21 protein-coding genes are annotated in these 21,529 nt (G+C 65.1%); 11 read left to right on the plus strand and 10 right to left on the minus strand.

Annotation, left to right across the window (positions count from 1 at the left end; genetic code table 11):
- Nucleotide 1: 1 nt before the first annotated feature.
- Entirely contained in the window at nucleotides 2–232 is a 231-nt protein-coding gene (locus tag B2J89_RS01610; protein WP_169167480.1) for a hypothetical protein, read from the minus strand.
- 244 nt (nucleotides 233–476) lie between these two features.
- Here B2J89_RS01610 and B2J89_RS01615 point away from each other — a divergent pair, with 244 nt between their 5' ends.
- The gene (locus tag B2J89_RS01615) at nucleotides 477–1,310 is read left to right on the plus strand and encodes a UPF0149 family protein (protein WP_169167481.1); all 834 of its coding nucleotides are present in this window, start codon (nucleotides 477–479) and stop codon (nucleotides 1,308–1,310) included.
- A 132-nt stretch (nucleotides 1,311–1,442) separates the two neighbouring features.
- On the plus strand, nucleotides 1,443–2,924 hold the full coding sequence (locus B2J89_RS01620) for a SulP family inorganic anion transporter (protein WP_169167482.1): 1,482 nt from the start codon (nucleotides 1,443–1,445) through the stop codon (nucleotides 2,922–2,924).
- Nucleotides 2,925–3,045: 121 nt separating this feature from the next.
- Here B2J89_RS01620 and B2J89_RS01625 read toward each other — a convergent pair whose 3' ends face one another.
- From B2J89_RS01625 to apaG, 8 genes are all read right to left on the minus strand, one after another.
- On the minus strand, nucleotides 3,046–3,474 hold the full coding sequence (locus tag B2J89_RS01625) for a CinA family protein (protein WP_206041734.1): 429 nt from the start codon (nucleotides 3,472–3,474) through the stop codon (nucleotides 3,046–3,048).
- 101 nt (nucleotides 3,475–3,575) lie between these two features.
- Nucleotides 3,576–4,097: a phosphatidylglycerophosphatase A gene (locus B2J89_RS01630; RefSeq protein ID WP_169167484.1), complete on the minus strand. Its 522-nt coding sequence runs from the start codon at nucleotides 4,095–4,097 to the stop codon at nucleotides 3,576–3,578.
- A 9-nt stretch (nucleotides 4,098–4,106) separates the two neighbouring features.
- Nucleotides 4,107–4,574 (minus strand): universal stress protein, encoded by a 468-nt coding sequence (locus B2J89_RS01635; RefSeq protein WP_169167485.1) that lies wholly within the window; start codon nucleotides 4,572–4,574, stop codon nucleotides 4,107–4,109.
- 36 nt (nucleotides 4,575–4,610) lie between these two features.
- Nucleotides 4,611–5,585, minus strand: coding sequence for a thiamine-phosphate kinase (gene thiL / locus B2J89_RS01640; protein WP_169167534.1), 975 nt, complete (start codon nucleotides 5,583–5,585; stop codon nucleotides 4,611–4,613).
- A gap of 26 nt (nucleotides 5,586–5,611) precedes the next feature.
- The gene (locus tag B2J89_RS01645; protein WP_169167486.1) at nucleotides 5,612–6,736 is read right to left on the minus strand and encodes a YbdK family carboxylate-amine ligase; all 1,125 of its coding nucleotides are present in this window, start codon (nucleotides 6,734–6,736) and stop codon (nucleotides 5,612–5,614) included.
- A complete protein-coding gene (locus B2J89_RS01650; RefSeq protein WP_169167487.1) occupies nucleotides 6,726–7,985 on the minus strand; it encodes a cation:proton antiporter in 1,260 nt (419 codons plus the stop codon). The genes B2J89_RS01645 and B2J89_RS01650 overlap by 11 nt, the downstream gene beginning before the upstream one ends.
- A 169-nt stretch (nucleotides 7,986–8,154) precedes the next feature.
- The gene (locus B2J89_RS01655; protein ID WP_169167488.1) at nucleotides 8,155–10,131 is read right to left on the minus strand and encodes a site-specific recombinase; all 1,977 of its coding nucleotides are present in this window, start codon (nucleotides 10,129–10,131) and stop codon (nucleotides 8,155–8,157) included.
- Nucleotides 10,128–10,535 (minus strand): Co2+/Mg2+ efflux protein ApaG, encoded by a 408-nt coding sequence (apaG, locus tag B2J89_RS01660; RefSeq protein ID WP_169167489.1) that lies wholly within the window; start codon nucleotides 10,533–10,535, stop codon nucleotides 10,128–10,130. The genes B2J89_RS01655 and apaG overlap by 4 nt, the downstream gene beginning before the upstream one ends.
- Nucleotides 10,536–10,565: 30 nt before the next feature.
- On the opposite strand from apaG, the gene rpe reads away from it, so the two are divergent.
- Entirely contained in the window at nucleotides 10,566–11,249 is a 684-nt protein-coding gene (gene rpe / locus B2J89_RS01665; protein WP_169167490.1) for a ribulose-phosphate 3-epimerase, read from the plus strand.
- Nucleotides 11,250–11,337: 88 nt separating this feature from the next.
- Here rpe and B2J89_RS01670 read toward each other — a convergent pair whose 3' ends face one another.
- Complete coding sequence (locus tag B2J89_RS01670) at nucleotides 11,338–11,826, minus strand: low molecular weight protein-tyrosine-phosphatase (protein ID WP_169167491.1); 489 nt, start codon at nucleotides 11,824–11,826, stop codon at nucleotides 11,338–11,340.
- A 1,110-nt stretch (nucleotides 11,827–12,936) separates the two neighbouring features.
- On the opposite strand from B2J89_RS01670, the gene B2J89_RS23155 reads away from it, so the two are divergent.
- The 8 genes from B2J89_RS23155 (at nucleotide 12,937) to B2J89_RS01710 (ending at nucleotide 21,267) form a co-directional block, all read left to right on the plus strand.
- Entirely contained in the window at nucleotides 12,937–13,191 is a 255-nt protein-coding gene (locus B2J89_RS23155) for a hypothetical protein (protein ID WP_371809017.1), read from the plus strand.
- Between the two features lie 50 nt (nucleotides 13,192–13,241).
- Entirely contained in the window at nucleotides 13,242–14,225 is a 984-nt protein-coding gene (locus B2J89_RS01680) for an NAD-dependent epimerase (protein ID WP_169167492.1), read from the plus strand.
- Nucleotides 14,226–14,431: 206 nt separating this feature from the next.
- Complete coding sequence (locus B2J89_RS01685; RefSeq protein WP_169167493.1) at nucleotides 14,432–15,070, plus strand: XrtA/PEP-CTERM system exopolysaccharide export protein; 639 nt, start codon at nucleotides 14,432–14,434, stop codon at nucleotides 15,068–15,070.
- Nucleotides 15,071–15,136: 66 nt separating this feature from the next.
- Nucleotides 15,137–16,699, plus strand: coding sequence for an XrtA system polysaccharide chain length determinant (locus B2J89_RS01690; RefSeq protein ID WP_169167494.1), 1,563 nt, complete (start codon nucleotides 15,137–15,139; stop codon nucleotides 16,697–16,699).
- A 9-nt stretch (nucleotides 16,700–16,708) separates the two neighbouring features.
- Nucleotides 16,709–17,671, plus strand: a complete 963-nt coding sequence (locus B2J89_RS01695) for an XrtA-associated tyrosine autokinase (protein ID WP_169167495.1) — start codon at nucleotides 16,709–16,711, stop codon at nucleotides 17,669–17,671.
- A gap of 19 nt (nucleotides 17,672–17,690) precedes the next feature.
- On the plus strand, nucleotides 17,691–19,250 hold the full coding sequence (locus tag B2J89_RS01700; protein ID WP_371809018.1) for a TIGR03016 family PEP-CTERM system-associated outer membrane protein: 1,560 nt from the start codon (nucleotides 17,691–17,693) through the stop codon (nucleotides 19,248–19,250).
- A 3-nt stretch (nucleotides 19,251–19,253) separates the two neighbouring features.
- The gene (locus tag B2J89_RS01705) at nucleotides 19,254–20,378 is read left to right on the plus strand and encodes an XrtA/PEP-CTERM system-associated ATPase (RefSeq protein WP_169167497.1); all 1,125 of its coding nucleotides are present in this window, start codon (nucleotides 19,254–19,256) and stop codon (nucleotides 20,376–20,378) included.
- Between the two features lie 16 nt (nucleotides 20,379–20,394).
- Nucleotides 20,395–21,267 (plus strand): XrtA system polysaccharide deacetylase, encoded by an 873-nt coding sequence (locus B2J89_RS01710; protein WP_169167498.1) that lies wholly within the window; start codon nucleotides 20,395–20,397, stop codon nucleotides 21,265–21,267.
- Nucleotides 21,268–21,529: the final 262 nt, after the last annotated feature.

Consider the following 21,529-nt stretch of genomic DNA (forward strand, 5'->3'; position numbering starts at 1 on the left):
CTCAGGTCAGCTGCTCGGCGTGTACTGCGGTCCAGAACCAGTGTCGGCTTTTGCCACGCTTGTGCAGCGTCAGCCGAAAGGTGATCCTGACCCGGCCGTGCTGGAGCAAGTCGACATCGACGGTCATTCGCTCCGGCAGGCCTTGCTCGGGCTGAGGCAGGCGCTGCGAGGCCGCGGCGATTTCTTCGCCCCGGATCAGCGCGAGCACTCCGTTGTCATGATGGGGGTCCATATCCGCAATTCTCTTGCACTGAGAGAAAATGCAGAGCATCCGATTTATCTCAGCGCTGCGTGCTCAAATATCGCGGCGCGCTTCAACAGGTCGCTGGGTGGTTGACAAGGGGGATGGCAGGGGTGTGCAGGACTACACTTGCCGCCGTGCACGGGCCCTGCCCGGCGCGCCGTCCCCGCGGGCCCGCCGCATGGCGCTGCCCTTGGGCATCATAGAAGCCTTTGACCGATGATCGGAATCCCCCATGAATGAACGCACCCCGGACACTGCCGAACGCGCCGCCGGTGCGCCGGCCCTTGGCGCCGACGAGCTCGACGCCCTCGACACCCTGCTTGACGAGCTGCGCACGCGCAGCGAAGAGATCCCGCAGTGGGAGTTCTGCGATGGCTTCCTGACCGCGCTGGTCTGCACACGCCGCGCCATCCCGCCCGGCGAATACCTGCCCATGCTGCTGGGCGACGGCGAGCCCGTCGAAGTGGCCGAGGGCGAGGCCCTGCCGCTGCTGCCCATGTTTGCCGACGCCGCGCAGCAGGCGCAGTTCCTGGACCTGTGGATGCGCCGCTGGGACGAGGTGGTGCTGGCGCTCGACACCCCGGTCGAGAAGCTCGACGACGAGCGCACCTTCGAGCCCGAAGTCATGGACATGCGCGGCGCCATCGCCAGCCTGCCCGAGGACGAGCGCGCCGAGATGGAGGGGCAGGAGATCCCGTCGTTTGCCCAGGTGTGGGCACTGGGCTTCATGTTCGCGGTCGAAAACTGGCCCGAGGAGTGGCAGGCGCCGCGCGACAAGGAGGCAGCGCAGTGGCTCGACGACGCGCTCGGCAGCATCGTCGCGCTGACCGAGGACGACACCGGCAAGCCCGAGGTCAGCATGTACGCCGAGGACGGCCCGCCCAGCACCAGCCAGGCGCGCGTGGAGCTGTTCGGCGAGGCCATCTGGGCCGTCTACGACCTGCGCCAGCTCTGGCAGAGCATGGGCCCGCGCGTCGAGACCCTGCGCAAGGCGCCCGAGCCCGGCCGCAACGACCCCTGCCCCTGCGGCAGCGGCAAGAAATACAAGAAGTGCCACGGCGCCTGAGCGCTGCGCGGCCCCAGTCCAGGGGGCGCGCAACGCTATGCTTTAAATAGCTTGGTACGCTTTCTGGACGGGCGCTTTCGCCCGATTTGATGCTTTTTCCCTTTCACGCGCCTTCGGGCGCGTTGCTGTTCCATGACCTCCCCCTTGCTGACCCGCTTGCGCGCCGAATGGGCGCCGAGCATTCCGCGCGAGCTGCTGGCCGGCGCCGTCGCCACGTTTGCGCTGATCCCCGAGGTTATCGCGTTCTCTTTCGTCGCGGGCGTCGACCCGTCGGTGGGCCTGTTCGCCTCGTTCGTCATCAGCCTCGTGATCGCGTTCACGGGCTCGCGCCCGGCCATGGTGTCGGCGGCAGCAGGCTCGGTCGCGCTGGTGGCCGCGCCCCTGGTGCAGTCGCACGGGCTGCAGTACCTGTTTGCCGCCGGGCTGCTGGCGGGCGCGGTGCAGGTGCTGTTTGGCCTGCTGCGGCTGGGCGTGCTGATGCGCTTTGTCTCGAGTTCGGTGCGCACCGGCTTTGTCAATGCGCTGGCGATTTTGATTTTCTCGGCCCAGCTGCCGCACCTGGCCGGCGCGGGCATTGCCACCTGGGCCCTGCTGGCGCTGGGCCTGGCGCTGATCTACGGCCTGCCGCGCCTGGGCGCGCTGCTGGGCTGGCGCGCGCTCACGGCCATTCCGTCGCCGCTGATCTGCGTGGTCGTCCTCAGCGTGCTGTCGTCCGCCCTGGGCTTGGCGCTGCCCACGGTGGCCGACCTGGGCCAGCTGCCCGATGCGCTGCCGGTGTGGGGCCTGCCCGCAGTGCCGGCGTCGCTCGAGACCCTGCGCATCGTCCTGCTGCCCGCGCTGGCGATCGCCATGGTGGGCCTGCTCGAATCGGTGCTCACGGCCGCCGTGGTCGACGAACTGACCGACACCCCCAGCGACAAGAACCGCGAGTGCGTCGGCCTGGGCGTGGCCAACATCGCCGCCAGCTGCTTCGGCGGCATCGCCGGCTGCGGCATGGTCGGCCAGGCCGTGGGCAACGTCAAATACGGCGGGCGCGGGCGCCTGTCCACGTTGTTCGCCGGTGTATTCCTGCTGGTACTGATGGTGGCGCTCAAGCCCTGGGTGTCGCAGGTGCCGGTGATTGCGCTGGTGTCCATCATGGTCATGGTGTCGGCCGAGACCTTCGACTGGACATCGCTGCGCACGCTGGTGCGCCACCCGCACCTGTCCAGCGCCGTGATGCTGGCCACGGTGGTCGCCACCCTCGCCAGCCACAACCTGGCGGCGGGCGTGGCCGTGGGCGTGCTGCTCAGCGGTGTGTTCTTCGCGTTCAAGGTCTCGCGCATGCTGGACGTGCGCTGCGAGGACCGTGGCGGCACGCGCACCTGGCGCGTCTCGGGCCAGGTGTTCTTCGCCTCGGCCGACGCCTTCATCGAGGCTTTTGACGTGCTCGGTGCCGAGCGCCGCAATGTGCGCATCGACGTCTCGCACGCGCATTTCTGGGACGTCACCGCCGTGGCCGCGCTCGACAAGGTGGTGCAGCGGCTGCGCCACCACGGCTGCACGGTCGAGGTGGTGGGCCTGAACGCGGCCAGCGCGGTGCTGATCGACCGGCTGGGCAGCGGGGCCGCCTGATGCTGCGCTGCTGCCTTCGCAAAAAGCATAGCTGCTGCGCAGGTGCATCAAGGGTTTCAGGCCGATTTGACTGTTTTCTGTGCAGGACGCGGTATGCCGTCGGTGGCACGGCCCCGTCGGACTACGCCGGCGCCTGCAACCAGCCCGCCAGCCGCGCCAGCGCATGGCGCAGCGTGGCCTGGCGCACGGCGGCGCGGTCGCCGGCAAAGCGCACCCTTTCGCTGCGCGTCTGCCCGGCCACGCACCAGGCGAACCACACCGTGCCGACGGGCTTGTCGGCGCTGCCGCCCGTGGGGCCGGCGATGCCGGTGACGGCCACGCTGGCCTGGGCGCGCGCATGCGCGAGCGCGCCCTCGGCCATGGCGCGCGCCACGGGCTCGCTGACGGCGCCGTGGGCTTCGATCAGCGCGGCCGGAACGCCGAGCAGCTCGGTCTTGGCCGCGTTGGAGTAGCTGACGAAGCCGCGCTCGAACCACTGGCTCGACCCCGCGATCTCGGTGCAGGCGGCGGCGACCAGGCCGCCGGTGCAGCTCTCGGCCGTGGCGAGCATCCAGCCCCGGGCTAGCAGCTGCGCTGAAATATGCGCCAAATCGGCCTCCAGCCCTTGGCTGGCAAGCGCTGGTAGCTCCTTATTTAATAGTTCCTTGGCGTTCACGCCCAGAACCTCCACAGCGCCAACACCAGCAGCGTGCAGAACGCCGCGACGAAGTCGTCGAACAGGATGCCCCAGCCGCCGCGCCAGCCAAAGCCCTTGAACAGGCTGTCGGCCCAGCCGACGGGCCCGGGCTTGGCCGCGTCGAAAAAGCGGAACAGCGCAAACGCGGCGAGCTGCCCCCAGAAGCCCATCGGCATGGCCAGCCACAGCACCAGCCAGAAGGCCACGACTTCGTCCCAGACGATGGCGCCCGGGTCGGCGACGCGCATGTGCTGCGCGGTGACGGTGCAGGCCCACCAGCCGCCCAGCGTGGCAAAGGCGATCAGCAGCCCCATGCGCAGTGGATCGAACCAGTGCTGCAGCACCAGGAAGGCGAGCCACGCCCACAGCGTGCCCACGGTGCCCGGCGCCTTGGGGCTCAGGCCGGAGCCGAAGCCGAGCGCGATGAAGTGGGCCGGGTGGGCGAGCAGGAAACGGACGCCAGGGCGCGCGGGGGAGGCGTCGGAGGGGCTGTGCATGGCGGAATTCTAGGCCGGCGCTGCCCCTGCCTGCGCCCCCCGCACCAGCAGCACCGGCACGGGCGCGGTGCGGGCCACCTGCTCGGCGTCGCTGCCCATCATCAGGCGCGGCAGGCCGCGCCGCCCCTGGGTGCCGAGCACGATCAGGTCGGCGCCCCATTGCTGCGCCTGCTCGACCACCAGCTGCGCCACGCGCGGCCCCAGGCTCTGCACCAGCGCGGTCTCGGCCTGCACGCCGCGCTGCGCGAGCCGCTTCTGGGCCTGGCGCAGCAGCGCTTCGCCCGCGCGCAGCGCGCCGGGCAATACGTCGCGGTGGTAGACCTCGGGGCGTTCGAAACCGTTGGTGTGCTCCATCGGATCGACGATGTGCAGCAGGCGCACGCGCGCGCCCGCCAGCTGCGCCAGGCCCGCGGCCTCGCCCAGGGCATGGTCGGACGTGGGGCTGCCGTCGATGGGCACGAGGATCTGTGTGTACATGGGGGCTCCTGTGGAAAGGGGGGGCATTCCGCCTTCTCAGGCGAAGTGGTCGAACGAGGCGAAGCGCTGGGCCACCGGCTGGCCCCGGCCATCGACCAGGCGCAGACCCGGCGCCGCCTCGATCACGCCGATGGGCGTGACCGGCGTGCCGCTCGCCTGCGCCGCGGCCGCCACCGTGGCGCGCTGCGCGGGCGCAGCGGTGAAGGCCAGCTCGTAGTCGTCGCCGCCGGCGAGCGTGCACTGGTGCAGCAGTTCGGGGTCGATCATGCCTCGGGCGCTTGCTGGATAAGCGCTGGCAGCTATCAATTCGATAGTTTTCGAGGTGTCGATGCGGGCCCCCACGCCCGAGGCGCGCAGGATGTGGCCCAGGTCGCCGAGCAGGCCGTCGCTCACGTCCAGCGCGCTGCTGGCGACACCGCGCAGCGCCAGGCCCAGCGCTACGCGTGGCGTGGGGCGTTCGAGACGCTCGCGCGCGGCGGCCAGCCACAGCGGCGGCAGGGCGGCGCGGCCCTGCAGCGCCTCGAGCGCCAGGCGTGCATCGCCGAGCGTGCCGCTCACATAGATGTCGTCGCCGGGCCGCGCGCCGCTGCGCAGCAGGGCCTGGCCGGCGGGCACCTCGCCCAGCACCGTGATGCAGATGTTGAGCGGGCCGCGCGTGGTGTCGCCGCCGACCAGCTCGCAGCCGTGGGCGTCGGCGAGCCGCAGCAGGCCGCGCGCAAAGCCCGCCAGCCAGGGCTCGTCCGCCGACGGCAGGGCCAGCGCCAGCGTGAACGCCAGCGGCCGTGCGCCGCAGGCCGCCAGGTCGCTCAGGTTGACGGCCAGGGCCTTGTGGCCCAGGCGCTTGGGGTCGGTGCCGGCGAAGAAGTGCCGGCCTTGCACCAGCATGTCGCTCGACACCGCCAGCTGCATGCCCGGGGCCGGCGCCAGCAGCGCGCAGTCGTCGCCCACGCCGAGCGCGGCGCGGCGCACCGGACGCGTGAAATAGCGCGCGATCAGGTCGAATTCGCCCATGCTCGGCGCCGCTGCCAGGGGCGCGGTCATACCGGCATGCCGCGAAAGCGCTGCGCGGCCTGGCGGCTGACCTCGGCGAGCAGCTGCTCCTCGCGCTGGCGCTCGCGCAGCCAGCGCGCGTCGTTCTGGCCGGCATGGGCCTCGCTGCGCAGCAGGTGCAGCGCGCCCGAGGCGCCGTGCGCCGCCGCGTGGCCGGCGATCTGGTCCATGGTGCGCATGATGTGCTCGCGCAGCGGCATGTGGCTGCCCGTGGCCGGGTCCACATAGACCGCGTCCATGCCGAAGCGGCAGGCCTGGAAGCGGTTGTAGGTGTAGACGAGGTAGTCGTCCTCGGTCGGCGTGAAGGGCTGCTCGGCCAGGAACCAGGCCCCGAGCGACTGCACGAAGCCGGACAACGCGGCGGCGCGCTCGATGGTCAGCGGCGTGTCGAAGACGCGGATCTCGATCGTGCCGAACTCGGGCTTGGGGCGGATGTCCCAGTAGAAGTCCTTCATGCTCTTGACCACGCCGGTGTGCGTCATCTTGTCGAAATACTGCTCGAACTCGGCCCAGGTCAGCACGCAGGGGGCGCGGCCCGAGAGCGGGAACGCGAACACGGAATTGAGCCGCGCCGAGTCGAACGCGGTGTCCTGCCCCTGCACATAGGGACTGGACGCCGACAGCGCGATGAAGTGCGGGATGTAGCGCGACATGCGGTGCAGCATGAGCAGCGCGGCGTCGGCGTCGGGACAGCCGATGTGCACGTGCTGGCCGAAGATGGTGAACTGCTTGGACAGGTAGCCGTAGAGCTGCGAGAGCTCCTGGAAGCGCGGCTTGTCGTAGATGCGCCGCTCGTGCCATTGCTGGAACGGGTGCGTGCCGCCGCCGACCACGGCGATGTTGAGCTTGTCGGCGCTCTTGACGAGCGCGTCGCGGATCGGGCTCAGCTGCCCCAGCACCTCGCTCGACGAGTGGCAGATGCCCGTCGAGATCTCGATCATGCTGTTGGTCATCTCGGGCACCACGCTGCCGGGCAGCGGGTTCTTGAGCATCAGGCGCAGCATGTCCTCGGCATAGGGCGCGAGGTCGTAGTCGTGGGTGTTGACGAGTTGCAGTTCGAGCTCGACGCCCAGCGTCAGCGGTTCGGAATGGTGGAAGGCTTCAAGGCTCACGGGTGTCTCCGTTGCTGGCGCGTGTCGTCAGTGGCGCCCAGGGTTTGGAACTCTCGCCGGCGCGGTAGATGGCCATGGTGGCGATCACGGCGCCCAGCACCTCCATCAGCAGGATGGCGGGCAGCGCCACGCGGGCGATCATCTGGCCGGTGGCGGGCGAGGCAACGACGAACTGCGATGCGATCAGGAGCGCGATCGACGACATCGGCGTCATCGCGCCGCCGACCCACAGCGCCTGGCGCCAGCTGGCGCCGCTGCCGACGTTGCCAATGGCCACGCCCGTCACCTTTGCCAGCAGGCGCACGGCGATCAGCACCAGCACCAGGCCGGCCACCGGAGCACTCCAGTCGGCCTGCGCGGCGACGGTGGAGACCAGCACGAACATCAGCATGGTCAGCAGCGACGAGGCCGTGCCGAGCTGGCGCGACCACGCCCAGGGGCGCGGGTTGAGCTGCTTGAGCAGCATGCCGCCCAGCAGCGCGGCCAGCGGCGCCGAGCCACCCATGTGCGCGGCCACGGCGGTGCTGGCGGCGATCAGGGCCAGCAGCAGCATGGAGGTGTTCTCGCTGGTCGGGCTCATGGCGCGCAGCGCCATGCGCATCACCAGCGCCAGCAGCGCGGCCACGATGATGGACACGCCCAGCACCACGACCACCGGGTAGACCGTGTCGGCCAACGAGATGGCCGGGCGGTGGATCAGCTCGGCCCGCGCGCTGCCCAGCGTCAGGGCGTACAGCGTGGACAGCGTGGCCAGCACGATGGCGCGCTCGGTCACCGGGCCGGCCGCGCGCGTGTCGCTCACCACGCGCGTGAGCACGGCGGGCGAAGCCGCCAGCGCCACCACGGCCAGCGGCCCGGCCACACGCTCGGGCACCTGGAGCCACACCAGCGTCCAATAGACGGCAAAAAAGGTCAGCGCCGACTCGAGCACGCTTTGCACCAGCACCATGGGGTTGTGGCGGAACCAGCGCAGTGGAATGCGTGCGCCGCACTCGAACAGCACGACGGAGATGCCCAGTTCGAGCAAGAACAGGCCGATGCCCTGCAGCGGCCAGACTGCGCCGCTGAAGCCTGCGAGGCCCGCCGCTGTGCCGACCAGCGAGTAGCCGACGACCTTGGGCAGCCCGATGTGGCGCTGGCACAGGTAGCCCGCCATGGCTGCCATGGCCAGCAGCAGCGACCACTGCACGGTGGGCAGCCCGGCAGAGGGGCGCAGCCATTGCGCCCAGAAAGACAGGATCTCGTTCATGTGTGTGGGTCCTTGTGCGTCAAGCGCGGCATGTGCGCGCAGAGAAGGGGGATCGCACCCTGGGGGGCGCACGCCGTGCGCCGGCGCGATAGCCTGAATTTACCGTCTGTTGCAGGCGTTCGCTGTAGGACAGTGGCACGCCCGGCAGGGAGGAGGGCATGGGCCGGCCTCAGTTGTCCTGGCGCCCGGGCACGAAGAAGCTCAGCGGCTTCGAGCGCAGGCGCGCGCGCACGGCGGCATAGATGCGCGCGCGCTCCACGCCGGTGACGTTCTGCGCGCGCAGCGCCAGCAGGAAGGCCAGGTAGAAGCTCACGCTCACATTCAGGGCGCCAAGCAGCGGAAGGGTGGCCACGGCCCACCAGAACGCGGGGTGGCTCAGCACGTCCGGGCCCAGGCTCGCCGCGGCGGCGGCCAGCTGGCCCGTCGACAAGGTGACGTGGCGCACATCGAGCCCCAGGCCAAAGAAGCTGGCAAATGCCGGCACCAGCCCGAGCATGAATCCGAGCGAGATGTTGGCCGCCAGGCCCGAGAGGTTGTCGCGCAGGAAGCGCACCCAGCGCGCCGCGCGCGCGGCGCCCAGCAGGCGCGTGATGCGCGGGTTGTAGCGCATGGCCGAGTCGAGCCGGTGCAGCACGAACCAGTTTTCCGTCCAGCCGGCAATGATGCTGGAGGCAAACAGCAGCACCCCGGTGAACGCCGCAAACAGCAGGGACGGCCCCAGCAGGTGCAGCGAGTCCAGTACCTGCTCCGCGCTCTTTTCACTGATCGCGGGGCCGCCCGTGGCGAGGGCCCAGAGGGCCGTGAGGCCCAGCACGGCCGGGAACACCACCAGCACGTTGCCCAGCACCGCCGCCACCTGTGAGCGCACCAGGTAGGTCACTTTGTCGACGAACTCGGCCACGCCGCTGTCGGAATCGATGTCCTTGAGCTTGGCGGCCATGGCCGGCGCCGTCATGGCCGGCTGCTTGGTGGCCACGGTGAAGTGCAGCAGCTGGATCAGCACAAAGCTCGCCGCGTAATTGATGCCGGCGACAAAGCCACCCCAGAAGGCCGACAGCGCCAGCGCGTACAGAGCGAACTTGAGCAGCGTGGTGAATGCCATCACGGCGCCGCCGCCGGCGGCGTTGCGCACCATCGCAAAGTATTCGCCGCGCGTGCGCGTGATGTAGTGCTCGCCGGTCTCGGCGCTGCGCTCGGCCACCTTGGCCGCCAGCAGCGAGGAGTTGGCCGCCAGCAGCGCGCGCAGGCTGCGCCGCTCCTGCCCGACCTGCACCAGGTGGGCCAGCAGCCGCGCCGCGCTCACGGCCGGTGTGGGCGAGAGCACGCATTCGAGCAGTTCGCGCACGCGCAGGATGCGCACGCGCAGCTGGCGCAGTCGGAACACCAGGCCGACCGAGATGCCGTTGTCTTCGAAGTGCGCATACACGGTGGATGCCGCGCTGCGGCAGGCATCGAGCCGCTCGCGCAGGCGCTGCGCCGATTCGTCGAGCCGGTCGCGCGTGCGCAGGCCGTGCAGCACCTCGACGCGCAGGCTCTCCACATCGCGGATCAGCGCGTGGAACGGCTGTGCCTCGCGCGCGGCCTCGCTCATGCGCAGGCGCAGTTCGGGCGCATAGCCGGTGGACAGGATCTGGCCGGCGCAGTAGGTGATGGCGTCGAGCAGGGTTTTTTGCCAGCGCGTGGTGTGGCCCTCGCCGTCCGCCAGCAGTGCCACCAGGCGCTCGAGCTGCTCTTCGTGCAGCGCCCCCAGCCACTGCGCATCGAAGGCGCTGGGCAGCGCCAGCGTGAACAGTTCGGAGGCATCGATGGTCTCGGGGCTGCTGGGCAGCAGCTTGCGGCGCAGGCGCTCGGCCAGTTCGCTGACCAGTGCCGTGCGCGGCGCAAAGCCGAAATCGGCCAGCAAGGTGGTGACGTCCACCGTCTCCACCAGCGCGGCCCACCAAGCCTGCAGGCGCGCGCGCACGTCGTGGCGCGCCTCCACAGCATCGATCAGCAGCTGCACGCGCCCGAGGCTGGCGGGCACCGAGTCGCGCGCGCCGCGCACCCAGTCGAGCAGAGCGATCAGCCACAGGTGGCGCTCGGCCAGCGGCGCCTGCGGATCCAGCCGCGCCAGCAGGGCGGCCAAGTCCAGGGGCGCGACCTTCAATGCAGCACCCGGCTGCTCAGGGGCTGGCTGGGCTCGCCCGGGTCCAGCGCTTCGAGCACGAACAGCGGGATGGCGCAGTCAAAGGATTCGCCGTCTTCGGCCACGCAGAAAAAACTGCCGTGCATGGTGCCGCTGGGCGTGCGCAGCTGGCAGCCGCTGGTGTACTGGAAGGACTCGCCGGGCTTGAGCAGCGGCTGGTGCCCGACCACGCCCAGGCCCCGGACTTCTTCGGTGTGGCCGTGCGCATCGCTGATGATCCAGTGGCGCGAGACCAGTTGCGCCGGGACGGAGCCCGCGTTGGTGATGGTGATGGTGTAGGCAAAGCTGAACACACCCGCATTCGGGGACGACTGCTCAGGCAGGTATTCGGGTTGCACTTCGACCTGGAATTGGTACTTTGGCATCGGCCAATGGTAACTGCGACAATTGCAGGCATGAGCCGCACCCACCGCATTGCCCCTTCCATTTTGTCTGCCGATTTCGCCCGCCTGGGCGACGAAGTGCGCAGCGTCATCGCTGCCGGAGCCGACTGGATCCACTTCGACGTGATGGACAACCACTACGTGCCCAACCTCACCTTCGGCCCCATGGTCTGCCAGGCCTTGAAGCCCCACGCCGTCACGCCCGAGGGTGTGGCCGTCCCCATCGATGTGCACCTCATGGTGCAGCCGGTCGATGCGCTGGCTGCCGCTTTCGCCCAGGCCGGCGCCGATCTCATCAGCTTCCACCCCGACGCCACGCACCATGTGCACCGCAGCATCCAGGCCATCAAGTCCCAAGGCGTGCAGGCCGGGCTGGTGTTCAACCCGGCCGAGCCGTTCGATGTGCTCGACTGGGTGATCGACGACATCGACCTCGTGCTCATCATGAGCGTCAACCCCGGCTTCGGCGGCCAGAGCTTCATCGACTCGGCGCTGCGCAAGATCGAAGAGGTGCGACGGCGCATCGATGCCACGGGCCGCGACATCCGGCTGGAAGTGGACGGCGGCATCAAGGTGGACAACATCCGCCGCGCGGCCGACGCGGGGGCAGACACCTTCGTCGCCGGCAGCGCCATCTTTGGCAAGCCCGACTACCGGGACGTGATCACCGCGATGCGGGGCGCGCTCGCGGCCTGAGCGTCTCGCGAGTCCAGCTCCGCGCGGGGCTTCTGTCGCCAGGCGCTTGGGGCCCGCCCTGCGTCCGTCCCGCGGCCGCGCCGCATGCTCATCCCGCCGAGTCCAGTTGCCGGCGCACATGCAAGAGCAGTCCGTCGCAGGCGTCTTCCAGCAAGTCCAGCACATTCTCGAAACCCTGGGCATTGCCGTAGTAGGGATCGGGCACCACGGAGCAGCTGCTGCGCAGGCAAAAGTCGGTCAGGCGCCGCAAGCGCGGGTGCAGCGCCGGCGGGCAGCGGCTCTGCAGCAAGGCCAGGTTGTGGTCGTCCATGGCCAGCAGCAGATCGAACCGGTGGAAATCGCCCTCGTGAACCGGGCGCGACCGGATCGCGTCCATGGCATAGCCCCGCTGGCGTGCATGGGCCTGTGCGCGTGGATCCGGTGCCTCGCCCTGGGGCGCGGCGTGGGTGCCCGCAGAGTCAATGCGCACGCGCTGCGCCAGCCCCGCCGCTGCGACGCGCTGGCGGAACACCGCTTGCGCGGTGGGACTGCGGCAAATATTGCCCATGCAAACGAAGAGAACGGAGTACTGGCTCATGGGAGGCAAGCTTGCCCCAATGGCCGGGGCGGGGCCATTGTAGGAGCGCACCCGCGGCGCGGCGGGCGCGCTGCAAACACGGACCCCAAGCAGCGCTTGCGTGCCATCAAATGGAATAAGGCGGCCTGGCGGCACGAAGCCGCAGTGACCCAGCCCTGCGAAGCGCCGTGCGAAATGGGGCCTGCGTTCTTGCCGCCATACCGTTGTTACCCGGTGATTTTTCGTCGGCGCCAGGCGCCGCCCCCGTCATGCGCGTCCGGCGCGGTGGGTAGAGCGCATGCGTCGACCTTGCACCCAGACAAACGGTAGGCCTGCATGTTGACGATTCAGCCGTGGTGCTATCGGGCGGCTCGGGCACGCATCTGTGCGTCTGATCGGCCGCAGGCCCGTATCGTGCTGGAGCTCCATGGCCGCAATACAGCCCCCGCCCTGACGCTCGCTGCGCTGGCCGCCCAGGACGGCGGCACCGATCCGATGCTGCTGCTAGTCATGCCTGCAGACCATGCCATTGCCCAGCCAGCGCTGCTGGCACAGGAGGGTGCCATCGCGCCTTTTGGGCTCACGCCCGATCGCCCAGAGACGGGCTATGACTACTCCAGACCAGCCCCCCGGTCGGCCGCGACGGGGCGCACACCATAGACCGTTCTGTCGGAAAACCCGACCTTGCAACGGCCAAGGGTTACGTGCGATCGGGCGACTACCTTTGTAACAGTAGGCTGTTTGTGCTGCGTGCATCGGGCTAGCATGCGTTGGCGCTGTGTAGGCCCGATGGGGGCGCCTGGGGCGCGCTATGCCCTGTGGCAGATCCTGCCCAAGGACGGCGACGGCCATGTGGCGCAGCGACGGACCCTCATGCAGGACAGCTGCGACACCTTGGCGCTTTCTTCAGACGCCTACGCTGGTCTGCATGGGCGTGCAAGGCTGGTCATGGTGGAGGCGCCCGACGCAGTGCTGGTGGTCCATCAACGCTACACCCAGGACGTGAAAAATCGTCGACCGCCTCAAGCACAAAAGTTGCACCGAAGGGCCGCTGCACTGCAAGGTGTGCCACCCCCTGGTGGCTGGTAGGACAGCATCGATGCGGGAGAGCGATTTCAGGTCAAGCCCATCGTGGCCAAGCCCGGTGGCAAGCTGCCGCTGCAAATGCACTACCATTCTCGCCGAGCACTGGGTGGTCGTGCGCGGCAGGGCCTGAGTGAAGGGCGACGACGTGTTCCTGACGTCCGAGAACCGGTCCAGGCATATTCCTCTGGGCGTCGCGCACCGGATCGAAACCCGGGACAGGTCCACTTGGAGATGGTCGACGTGCAGCGGGGCCCTATCTCGGCGAGGACGACATCGTGCGTTTGGACGACATTTATATGAGTTAACGGCACGCCAATTTTCCGGAGGCACCTGCCATGCCAACAGAGCGAATGCCCTCACACATCCTCGTGACTGGTGCGGCCGGTTTCATCGGCCACCATGTGGCCCAGCGCCTGCTGGCACGCGGTGACCGGGTTTTAGGCTTGGACAACCTCAACGATTACTACGATCCCGCGCTCAAGCAGGCGCGACTGCGACGGCTCGAAGGCACACCTGGTTTTCGGTTTCTCAGGCTGGATTTGGGCGACCGCGAGGGCATGGCCAAGATGTTTGCCACCGAACGGTTCGATGGTGTCATCCATTTGGGCGCCCAGGCCGGCGTGCGCTACAGCATCACGCATCCTTATGCCTATCTCGATTCCAATCTCGCAGGCTTTGGCCATGTGCTGGAGGGCTGTCGCGCCCAGAGCGTCGCTCACCTGGTTTATGCCTCCAGCTCCAGCGTCTATGGCGGTAATGCCAAGATGCCATTCACCGAAACCGACGCGGTCGATCACCCGGTAAGCCTGTACGCTGCCACCAAGAAGGCCAATGAGCTGATGGCCCACACCTACAGCCACCTCTACGGTTTTCCGACCACAGGCCTGCGCTTCTTCACGGTCTATGGTCCCTGGGGCCGGCCCGACATGGCGTACCACTTGTTTGTCCGCGCCATCCTGGCAGGCGAGCCGATCCAAGTATTCAACCACGGCGACATGAAGCGTGATTTCACGTACATCGACGATATAGCTGAGGGGGTGTTGCGGGTGTTGGACCGCCCTGCCACGCCCGAGCACGAGGGCGGTGTCCCTTGCCGCATCTTCAACATTGGCAACAGCGACCCCGTGCCACTGCTGGACTTCATCGGCTGCCTGGAATGTGCGCTGGGACAGGTGGCCACCAAGCAATTGCTGCCCATGCAGCCGGGGGATGTGCCGGCGACTTATGCCAGCACCACGGCACTGCGGGACTGGGTGGGATTTGCGCCATCCACGCCACTGGCGCAAGGGATGGCGCACTTCGTTCGGTGGTACCGTGACTATTACGGAGCTTGAATCTGTCGGCTTGAACGGGTAGCGTAAAAGGAACTCAGGCTAAGAACAGGGGCAATGCGCCGAGAGCGCCGCGGCAGGGTTGCCGAAGTCCATGGACCCCAGGAAAATGCTGCTGCATTCCGCATTCGTTCAAGGTATGCTGCTGCAACGGTCTTGTATTGTTTCTAGCCATTTGATACTTCCGCAAACTTTGTTGAAAGTTCTCCATGCAGAAATACATCTCTGGGCTTCTAAAGGCAGTGGTTCGTGTGGTGGGTATGGGCGGTGTGGCCGTCGCAGTGGCTGGCTGTTCCGGCTTCGGCGGCGCTTACCCGGCAGCCCCGGTCAAGGCATCTGCCCCCGATTACAACTATATCGTCGGGCCAGGCGACATGCTCAACATCATCGTCTGGCGCAGCCCCGAGTTATCACAAAGCGTGCCGGTACGGCCCGATGGCCAAGTGTCTACGCCGTTGGTGGACGGGCTCGTTGCGCAGGGCAAGACATCGGCGCAAATCGCACGAGATGTGGAAAAAGAGCTGGCCAAATATGTGCGCGATCCGGTGGTTACCGTGATCGTGACAGGTTTCGTCGGCCCGTACAGCGAGCAGATCCGTGTCGTTGGCGAAGCGGCAAAACCGCAGTTTCTTGCCTACAAACAAAACATGACGGTGCTCGACGTGCTTATCGCTGCGGGAGGTCTGACCGATTTCGCGGATGGTAACCGCGCCACCCTCGTGCGGGCAGCAGAGGGCAACAAGCGCTACACCGTGCGCTTGAACGATCTGATTAAGCGCGGTGACATCGATGCCAATGTGGATGTGCTGCCTGGCGACATTCTCATCATTCCCCAAGGATGGTTCTGACGCGGATGGGCACAGTCGGAGCGATCACGCGATAGACCGCGCAGTTTGCATGCGATAGGGGGGCGGATGGACGAGCTTTTAAGTCAGATCACCACAACCGTGCGCGGGATGTGGACCTATCGCCGGTTGGCCATGCTTGTTGCCTGGCTTGTGGGGGTAGTAGGGATAGGGGTGGTACTGTTGATGCCCGACCACTATCAGGCATCGGCACGCGTGTTCTTGGATACGCAATCCATTTTGCGCCCGCTCATGACAGGCATTGCCGTGCAGCCCAACATCGAGCAGCAGGTGGCCATGCTCAGCCGCACGTTGATCAACCGGCCAACGGTGGAGCGGCTGGTGCGCCAGGTCGATCTCGATTTGGGGGTGAAGACCAAGGCAGACAAGGATGCGTTGGTGGATGCCGTTACCAAAGCGATCAGCATCCAGAGCGCGGGGCGCGACAATCTTTACACCCTGTCCTATAGCGCTCAGCGCCCCGAGGTGGCGCAGCGCGTTGTCCAGTCCCTCTTGACGATTTTTGTCGAGTCCAGTTTAGGGGCTTCGCGCCAGGACTCGGACAGCGCGCGCCGCTTCCTTGATGAGCAAATTAAAAGCTATGAGGCCAAGCTGACCGAAGCCGAAAGCCGGCTCAAAGATTTCAAACTGCGCAATATCCAGATGCAGTCCCAAGCGGGACTGGACTCTGCGGGACGCGCCGCAGAGATTGCCAACATGCTGAGCCAGGCGCGCCTCGAACTGCGGGAGGCCGAGAGCGCGCGCGCTGCCGCCAGTCGCCAACTGGAGACGCTCCGTCTGCAATCTCAGCAGTCTCTCGCGGGATTGGGAGCCCCGGTGCAGACCCCGGAGATCGACGCACGTTTAGACGTGCAAAAACGCAATTTGGATACGCTTTTGCAGCGCTACACCGATGCGCACCCTGACGTGACCAATACGCGCCGTTTGATCGAGGAACTCGAAGCGCAAAAACGCCTAGAGGTGGAAGAGTTGCGACGAAAGGCACTGGAATCTCCTGCGACGAACTCCGTGCCATCCAGCCCGGCCGTGCTGGAGCTCAGTCGAGCATACTCTGCGGCCGAAGTGCAGGCCGCCTCCTTGCGCGCGCGCGTCGCTGAATACGAATCTCGCGCCAGCCACATACAGCAGCAGCTGAAGGTGGCGCCGCAGCTGGAGGCGGAGTTGGCACAGCTCAATCGGGACTACCAAATTCACCAGAAAAACTACGCCGATTTGGTGTCGCGGCGCGAGTCTGCCTTAATGTCAGGTGAGCTGGAAAACACGTCCAGCGTGGCCGATTTCCGTGTCATCGACCCGCCGCGTGTGAACCCAAAGCCTGTGGCTCCTAACAGGGTTTTGTTGTTACCGGTGTCCTTGTTGGCGGCACTGGCTGCCGGGTTGGGCATCGCGTTTGTCGTGAGCCAAATCCGGCCGGTAATTTTCGACGGCGCGGCGCTGCGGCAGTTAACCCACTTGCCTCTCTTGGGCGTTGTCGACCTGATTCCCAATGAGGACTTACATCAACGCGAGAAACGCAGCATCAGGCGCTTCATGCTGGCGTTGATGGCACTCATTGTTCTTTACGCAGGCGGTATGGCAGCGCTGTCCTACCAAACTCGCCTCCTCGGATGAGACGCAACCATGACCAGCTCCATTGAAAAAGCCGCTCAGCGCTTAGAGCAATTGCGCAACGCTGGTACGCCCGTTCCGGGTGAAGCGGTACACCTTGATCCGACGAGCGCCCCACAGCAAACGAAGTCCAGTCTGCCAGTGGCCGAGTCTCTCTTCCAAAGCAGCAAAAGTGCTGAGGACGCTCCGTCGCCGAAGCAAGTTTCAAAAAGTGTCCAGGTCGACTTGGCATCACTGGCTGCTGCAGGCTTTGTCACACCCAATGCACCTCGCTCTGCCACCACAGACCAGTTTCGCGTCATCAAGCGTCCCCTCTTGGACAATGCAACTGGTAAAGGCGCGGCGTTGGTGGCTAACGGCAATCTCATCATGGTCACCAGTGCCATGCCCGGGGAAGGCAAGAGCTTCATGGCCATCAACTTGGCCATGAGCATGGCGATGGAGCTGAACCATACGGTGATGTTGGTGGACGCGGATGTGGCGCGCCCCTCGGTCATGAGCACGCTGGGATTGCCGCAAGCGCGTGGCTTGCTGGATTTGTTGCTCGATCCGAGGGTTGGTGTATCCGATGTGCTGCTGCGCACCAATATTGATAGCCTCACCTTGTTGCCCACAGGGCTTCCCCACCAACGCGCAACGGAACTATTGGCCAGCGATGCCATGGTCGCGTTGCTGGAAGATATGAGCAAGCGTTACAGCGATCGCATTATCGTCTTCGATTCGCCACCCTTGCTGCTCACTACCGAAGCACGGGCGCTGGCAAGCCACATGGGTCAGATTGTCATGGTGGTCCAGGCGGAAAAGACTCTGCAGTCCCAGGTTCAGCACGCCCTGTCCACCATCGAGGCATGCCCCATCAAGCTCATGGTGCTCAACCAAGCTCGCACCGGTGGCGTGGGAGCGTATGGGTATGGCCATGGTTATGGCTATGAGCACACGCATGGCAGGGCGCGATCGGCCGCTGCCGCGGCATGACGCACACAGGAGAGCCCGAGTGAAGCCAACGTACCGCCGTGTCGTAAGCCCTCCATTCGCTCGCTGTGCCTTTTTACTGCTGGTCACTGCGCCGGCATTTATGGCACGCCCTGTCGCAGCACAACAAATGGAGGAATCCACTGAGCCGCGGCAACCCAGTATCTGGATGGAGCCACGAATATCACTGCAGCATACCGTGACCAGCAATGCCCGGCTGGAGGCCACTCCCGTCAGTGATCAGGTGACGGAGGTGATTCCGGGCTTAAGGCTGGTCAGCAACACGGCCCGCATCAAGGGGTTTTTTGATTATTCGCTCCGTGGGATCCATTACGCCCGGGGAACGGGCTCTGACCACGTATTGCACAACTTGAACGCAAACGCTGTCATCGAGGCGATCGAACAACGTGCCTTTGTCGATGTGGAAGGCGTCGTTGCATCGCAGCCCATATCGGCATTTGGTGCTCCAGTAAGCGGCTCTCCGGCCAATCCCAATGCCACGCAGAGCTCGAGTTTCCGTGTCTCCCCGTACCTGCGCGGCCGCTTCGGTTCCTTAGCAGACTACGAGGCGCGCTACAGTGCGCAAGACACCCACACCAATACAGCAATTCGTTCCAATATCCTGACCCAGGACTGGCTTTTGCGCCTAGGCAACAGAAGCAGCGGCCAAGTGCTCGGGTGGTCCGTCGATGCCAGCCAACAGACCGTTGACTATTCTCTGGGCCGCAACATTGATACTGCCACTCTGCGCGCCCATCTTGTATATGCCATCTCGCCGCAGATAGCCGTGTCTGGTGTTGTGGGTGCCGAGTCCAATAACCAGCTATCACCGATCCGTGAGTCCAACAGCATCGTGGGCTTGGGAGCCGTTTGGCAACCTTCCGAGCATACGCGCCTGTCTTTCGATCACGAAAGAAGGTATTTTGGAAATGCCCATAACGTGGTATTGGAGCACCGTACCGGGCGCACCGTCTGGCGCTACACCGACAGCAAGGGCGTCTCCAGCGGGCAGAACGCACAGTCGGCGTCCCTAGGATCGCTGTTCGACCTGCTCAACGGGGTTTATGCCCGGCAGGAGCTCGACCCCATCCGGCGTACCCAGTTCGTATTGGCAGAGATCGAACGCCTGGGCTTGCCAGCCAACCTGCAAGTATTTCCGGACTTTTTGCGGTCTTCGAGTTCATTGCAGCGGGCCCAGCAGCTGTCGCTGGCGTTGCTAGGTCAGCGCAGCATGCTGACTCTGGCAGCGACGCGGACCGACAATCGGCGCCTGGACACTATTGCGCGTTCCTTGGGTGACGATTTTGATACCAACACCCGTATTCGGCAGCGCGGCTGGAGCCTTTGGCTGGCACACCGTCTCACACCGAACTCTTCGCTCAATGCGAGTTGGATCGAGCAGCAAAGCATGGGCACGGTTTCTGGCCTAGAAACGCGGGTGCGTTCGCTCTCATTCGGCTTGAATACTTTGCTGGCGCCACGGACGAACGGGGGGGTCCAGATGCGCCGCGTTGTCTCCGGTGGCCCCGCCATCCCTTATCGCGAATCGGCCGTAATCGGTACCATCACGCACCGGTTCTGATCCATGTACGAAGCGTTCTATGGCTTGAAAAGCAAGCCTTTTCAGCTCAATCCCGATCCGGGCTTCTACTTCAGTAGCAAGCAGCACCAGCGCGCCCGTGCCTACTTGGAATACGGCGTCATGCGCTGCGAAGGCTTCATCGTCATCACGGGCGAGGTCGGGGCTGGCAAGACCACGATCGTTCGCGGCTTGCTCGACAGCCTGGATCCGGACAGCATCGTGGCCGCCCATCTGGTGAGCACGCAACTGGGGGCTGAAGACACGCTTCGCCTAGTGGGCGCTGCTTTTGGGGTGCCTGTGCACGGGGTCTCCAAAAGCGGTTTGCTACTCGCATTGGAAGCGTTTTTTGTCGCACAGACCTTGCGAGGCAAGCGCTGCCTACTGATCGTCGACGAAGCGCAGAACCTACAGCCCCAGGCTGTGGAAGAGTTGCGCATGCTCTCGAATTTCCAAAATGGCCGCGACGCATTGCTGCAGACTTTTCTGGTTGGTCAGCCCGAATTTCGACAAATCTTGCAAAGTCCTAGCATGGTGCAACTGCGCCAGCGGGTGACCGCTGCATGCCATCTGGGACCGTTGGATGCCGATGAAACACGAGAATATATTCTGCACCGCCTCAAATGCGCAGGTGCAACCGATAAGCCCACTTTCGACGCAGAAATTTTCGACAGTGTGCATTGCCATACGGGAGGCATTCCGCGGCGCATCAACAACCTGTGCGATCGCGTCCTCTTGCAAGGGTTTCTGAGCGACCGAACTCATATCGACCCTGAGTTGGTCAATGAGATCATCCACGAGTTGCAAGCAGAAATGCACATGCCTCCTGCAGAGCCCAGGGAGGGGATGCACTACGCTCCATTGCAGCGAGTCGGAGAAATGCACTCCGATGGCCCCGCAGACAATGCAGAACCTTTGGCGCTGGATCTGGATCTGGACCTGGACGCTGCGCTTGCCGACACCATGGACCACCATTTGGCGCACATTGCGGCCGAGCAACTGAGCGCGCGCCTGCTGCGCATTGAGCACAGCGTTCTGCGCCAAGAGCGCGTGAACCTTGAGATCCTGGTGCATCTACAAAAGTTGGTGGCCACTGTTCGCCGCCCGAGTCCAGGCAACGCCACCAGTTAACCCCGGACCTACGACCATGTGCAGCACGCTTCCCATCACCAACGCGCTGACCATTGACGTCGAGGATTACTTTCAAGTGTCCGCGTTCGCGCCTTTCATCAGGCGCAGCGAATGGGATACCCGCGAATGCCGCGTGGAGCGCAACATGGACCGTATTCTGGCTTTGCTGGACGGCTGTGGCATCCATGCAACCTTCTTTACCTTGGGCTGGATTGCTGAGCGTTACCCGAAACTGGTGCGTCGAATTGTGGACGAAGGGCACGAACTCGCCAGTCATGGCTACGGCCACGAACGGGTAAGTGACCTCTCCGCCCAGGAATTCTTCCAAGATATCCAGCGCGCCAAGTCTCTATTGGAGGACATCGCTGGCGTGCCTGTGCAGGGCTACCGCGCTCCCAGTTTTTCCATTGGTGCGAGCAACCTATGGGCACTCGATTCGCTTGAGCGTGTCGGCCATCGCTATAGCTCGAGCATTTACCCCATCCAGCACGACCATTACGGCATGCCGGATGCGCCGCGATTTGCCCACCAGATACGTGAGAAATTGATTGAAGTGCCTTTGACCACCCTACGCATGTTCAACCGTAATCTGCCATGCAGCGGTGGTGGATTCTTCCGGTTACTGCCCTACGAACTGTCGCGGTGGATGATTAAGCAGGTCAACCTTTGCGACGCCGAACCTGCCGTCTTCTACTTTCACCCCTGGGAGATCGACGTCGAACAACCCCAAATTCCAGGCCTCGGACTCAAGACGCGTTTTCGTCACTATGTGAACATTCGCCGCACCGAGCAACGCTTTTCACGATTGCTCCAAGACTTCCGTTGGGGCCGTATGGATAAGATTTTCCTCCAAGAATCAGGTCGACCGGTATCGGTGGTTCTAAATTAAATGCTCGCTGGATTCGCTCGCTAAAGGCGCCCCATGAATAAGAGCAATTTAACATGCGCCCACGGCGTGCATGACCCACTCATCGACAGAGCTAAGGTTTGTTTTTGTCACCTATTGATTTGTTTGCAGGACCGACACATGATTTTATTGGGTGGTTTCATAGATGTTCGAGATGATGAGCCTGTGGGGTCGATCCGTGGCCTCTGTCCATATACGCACATGGGGATTATTGGTGCATGGCGCGCCAACCCGCGAGACCTAG

This window comes from Acidovorax sp. SRB_24 (assembly GCF_012931925.1).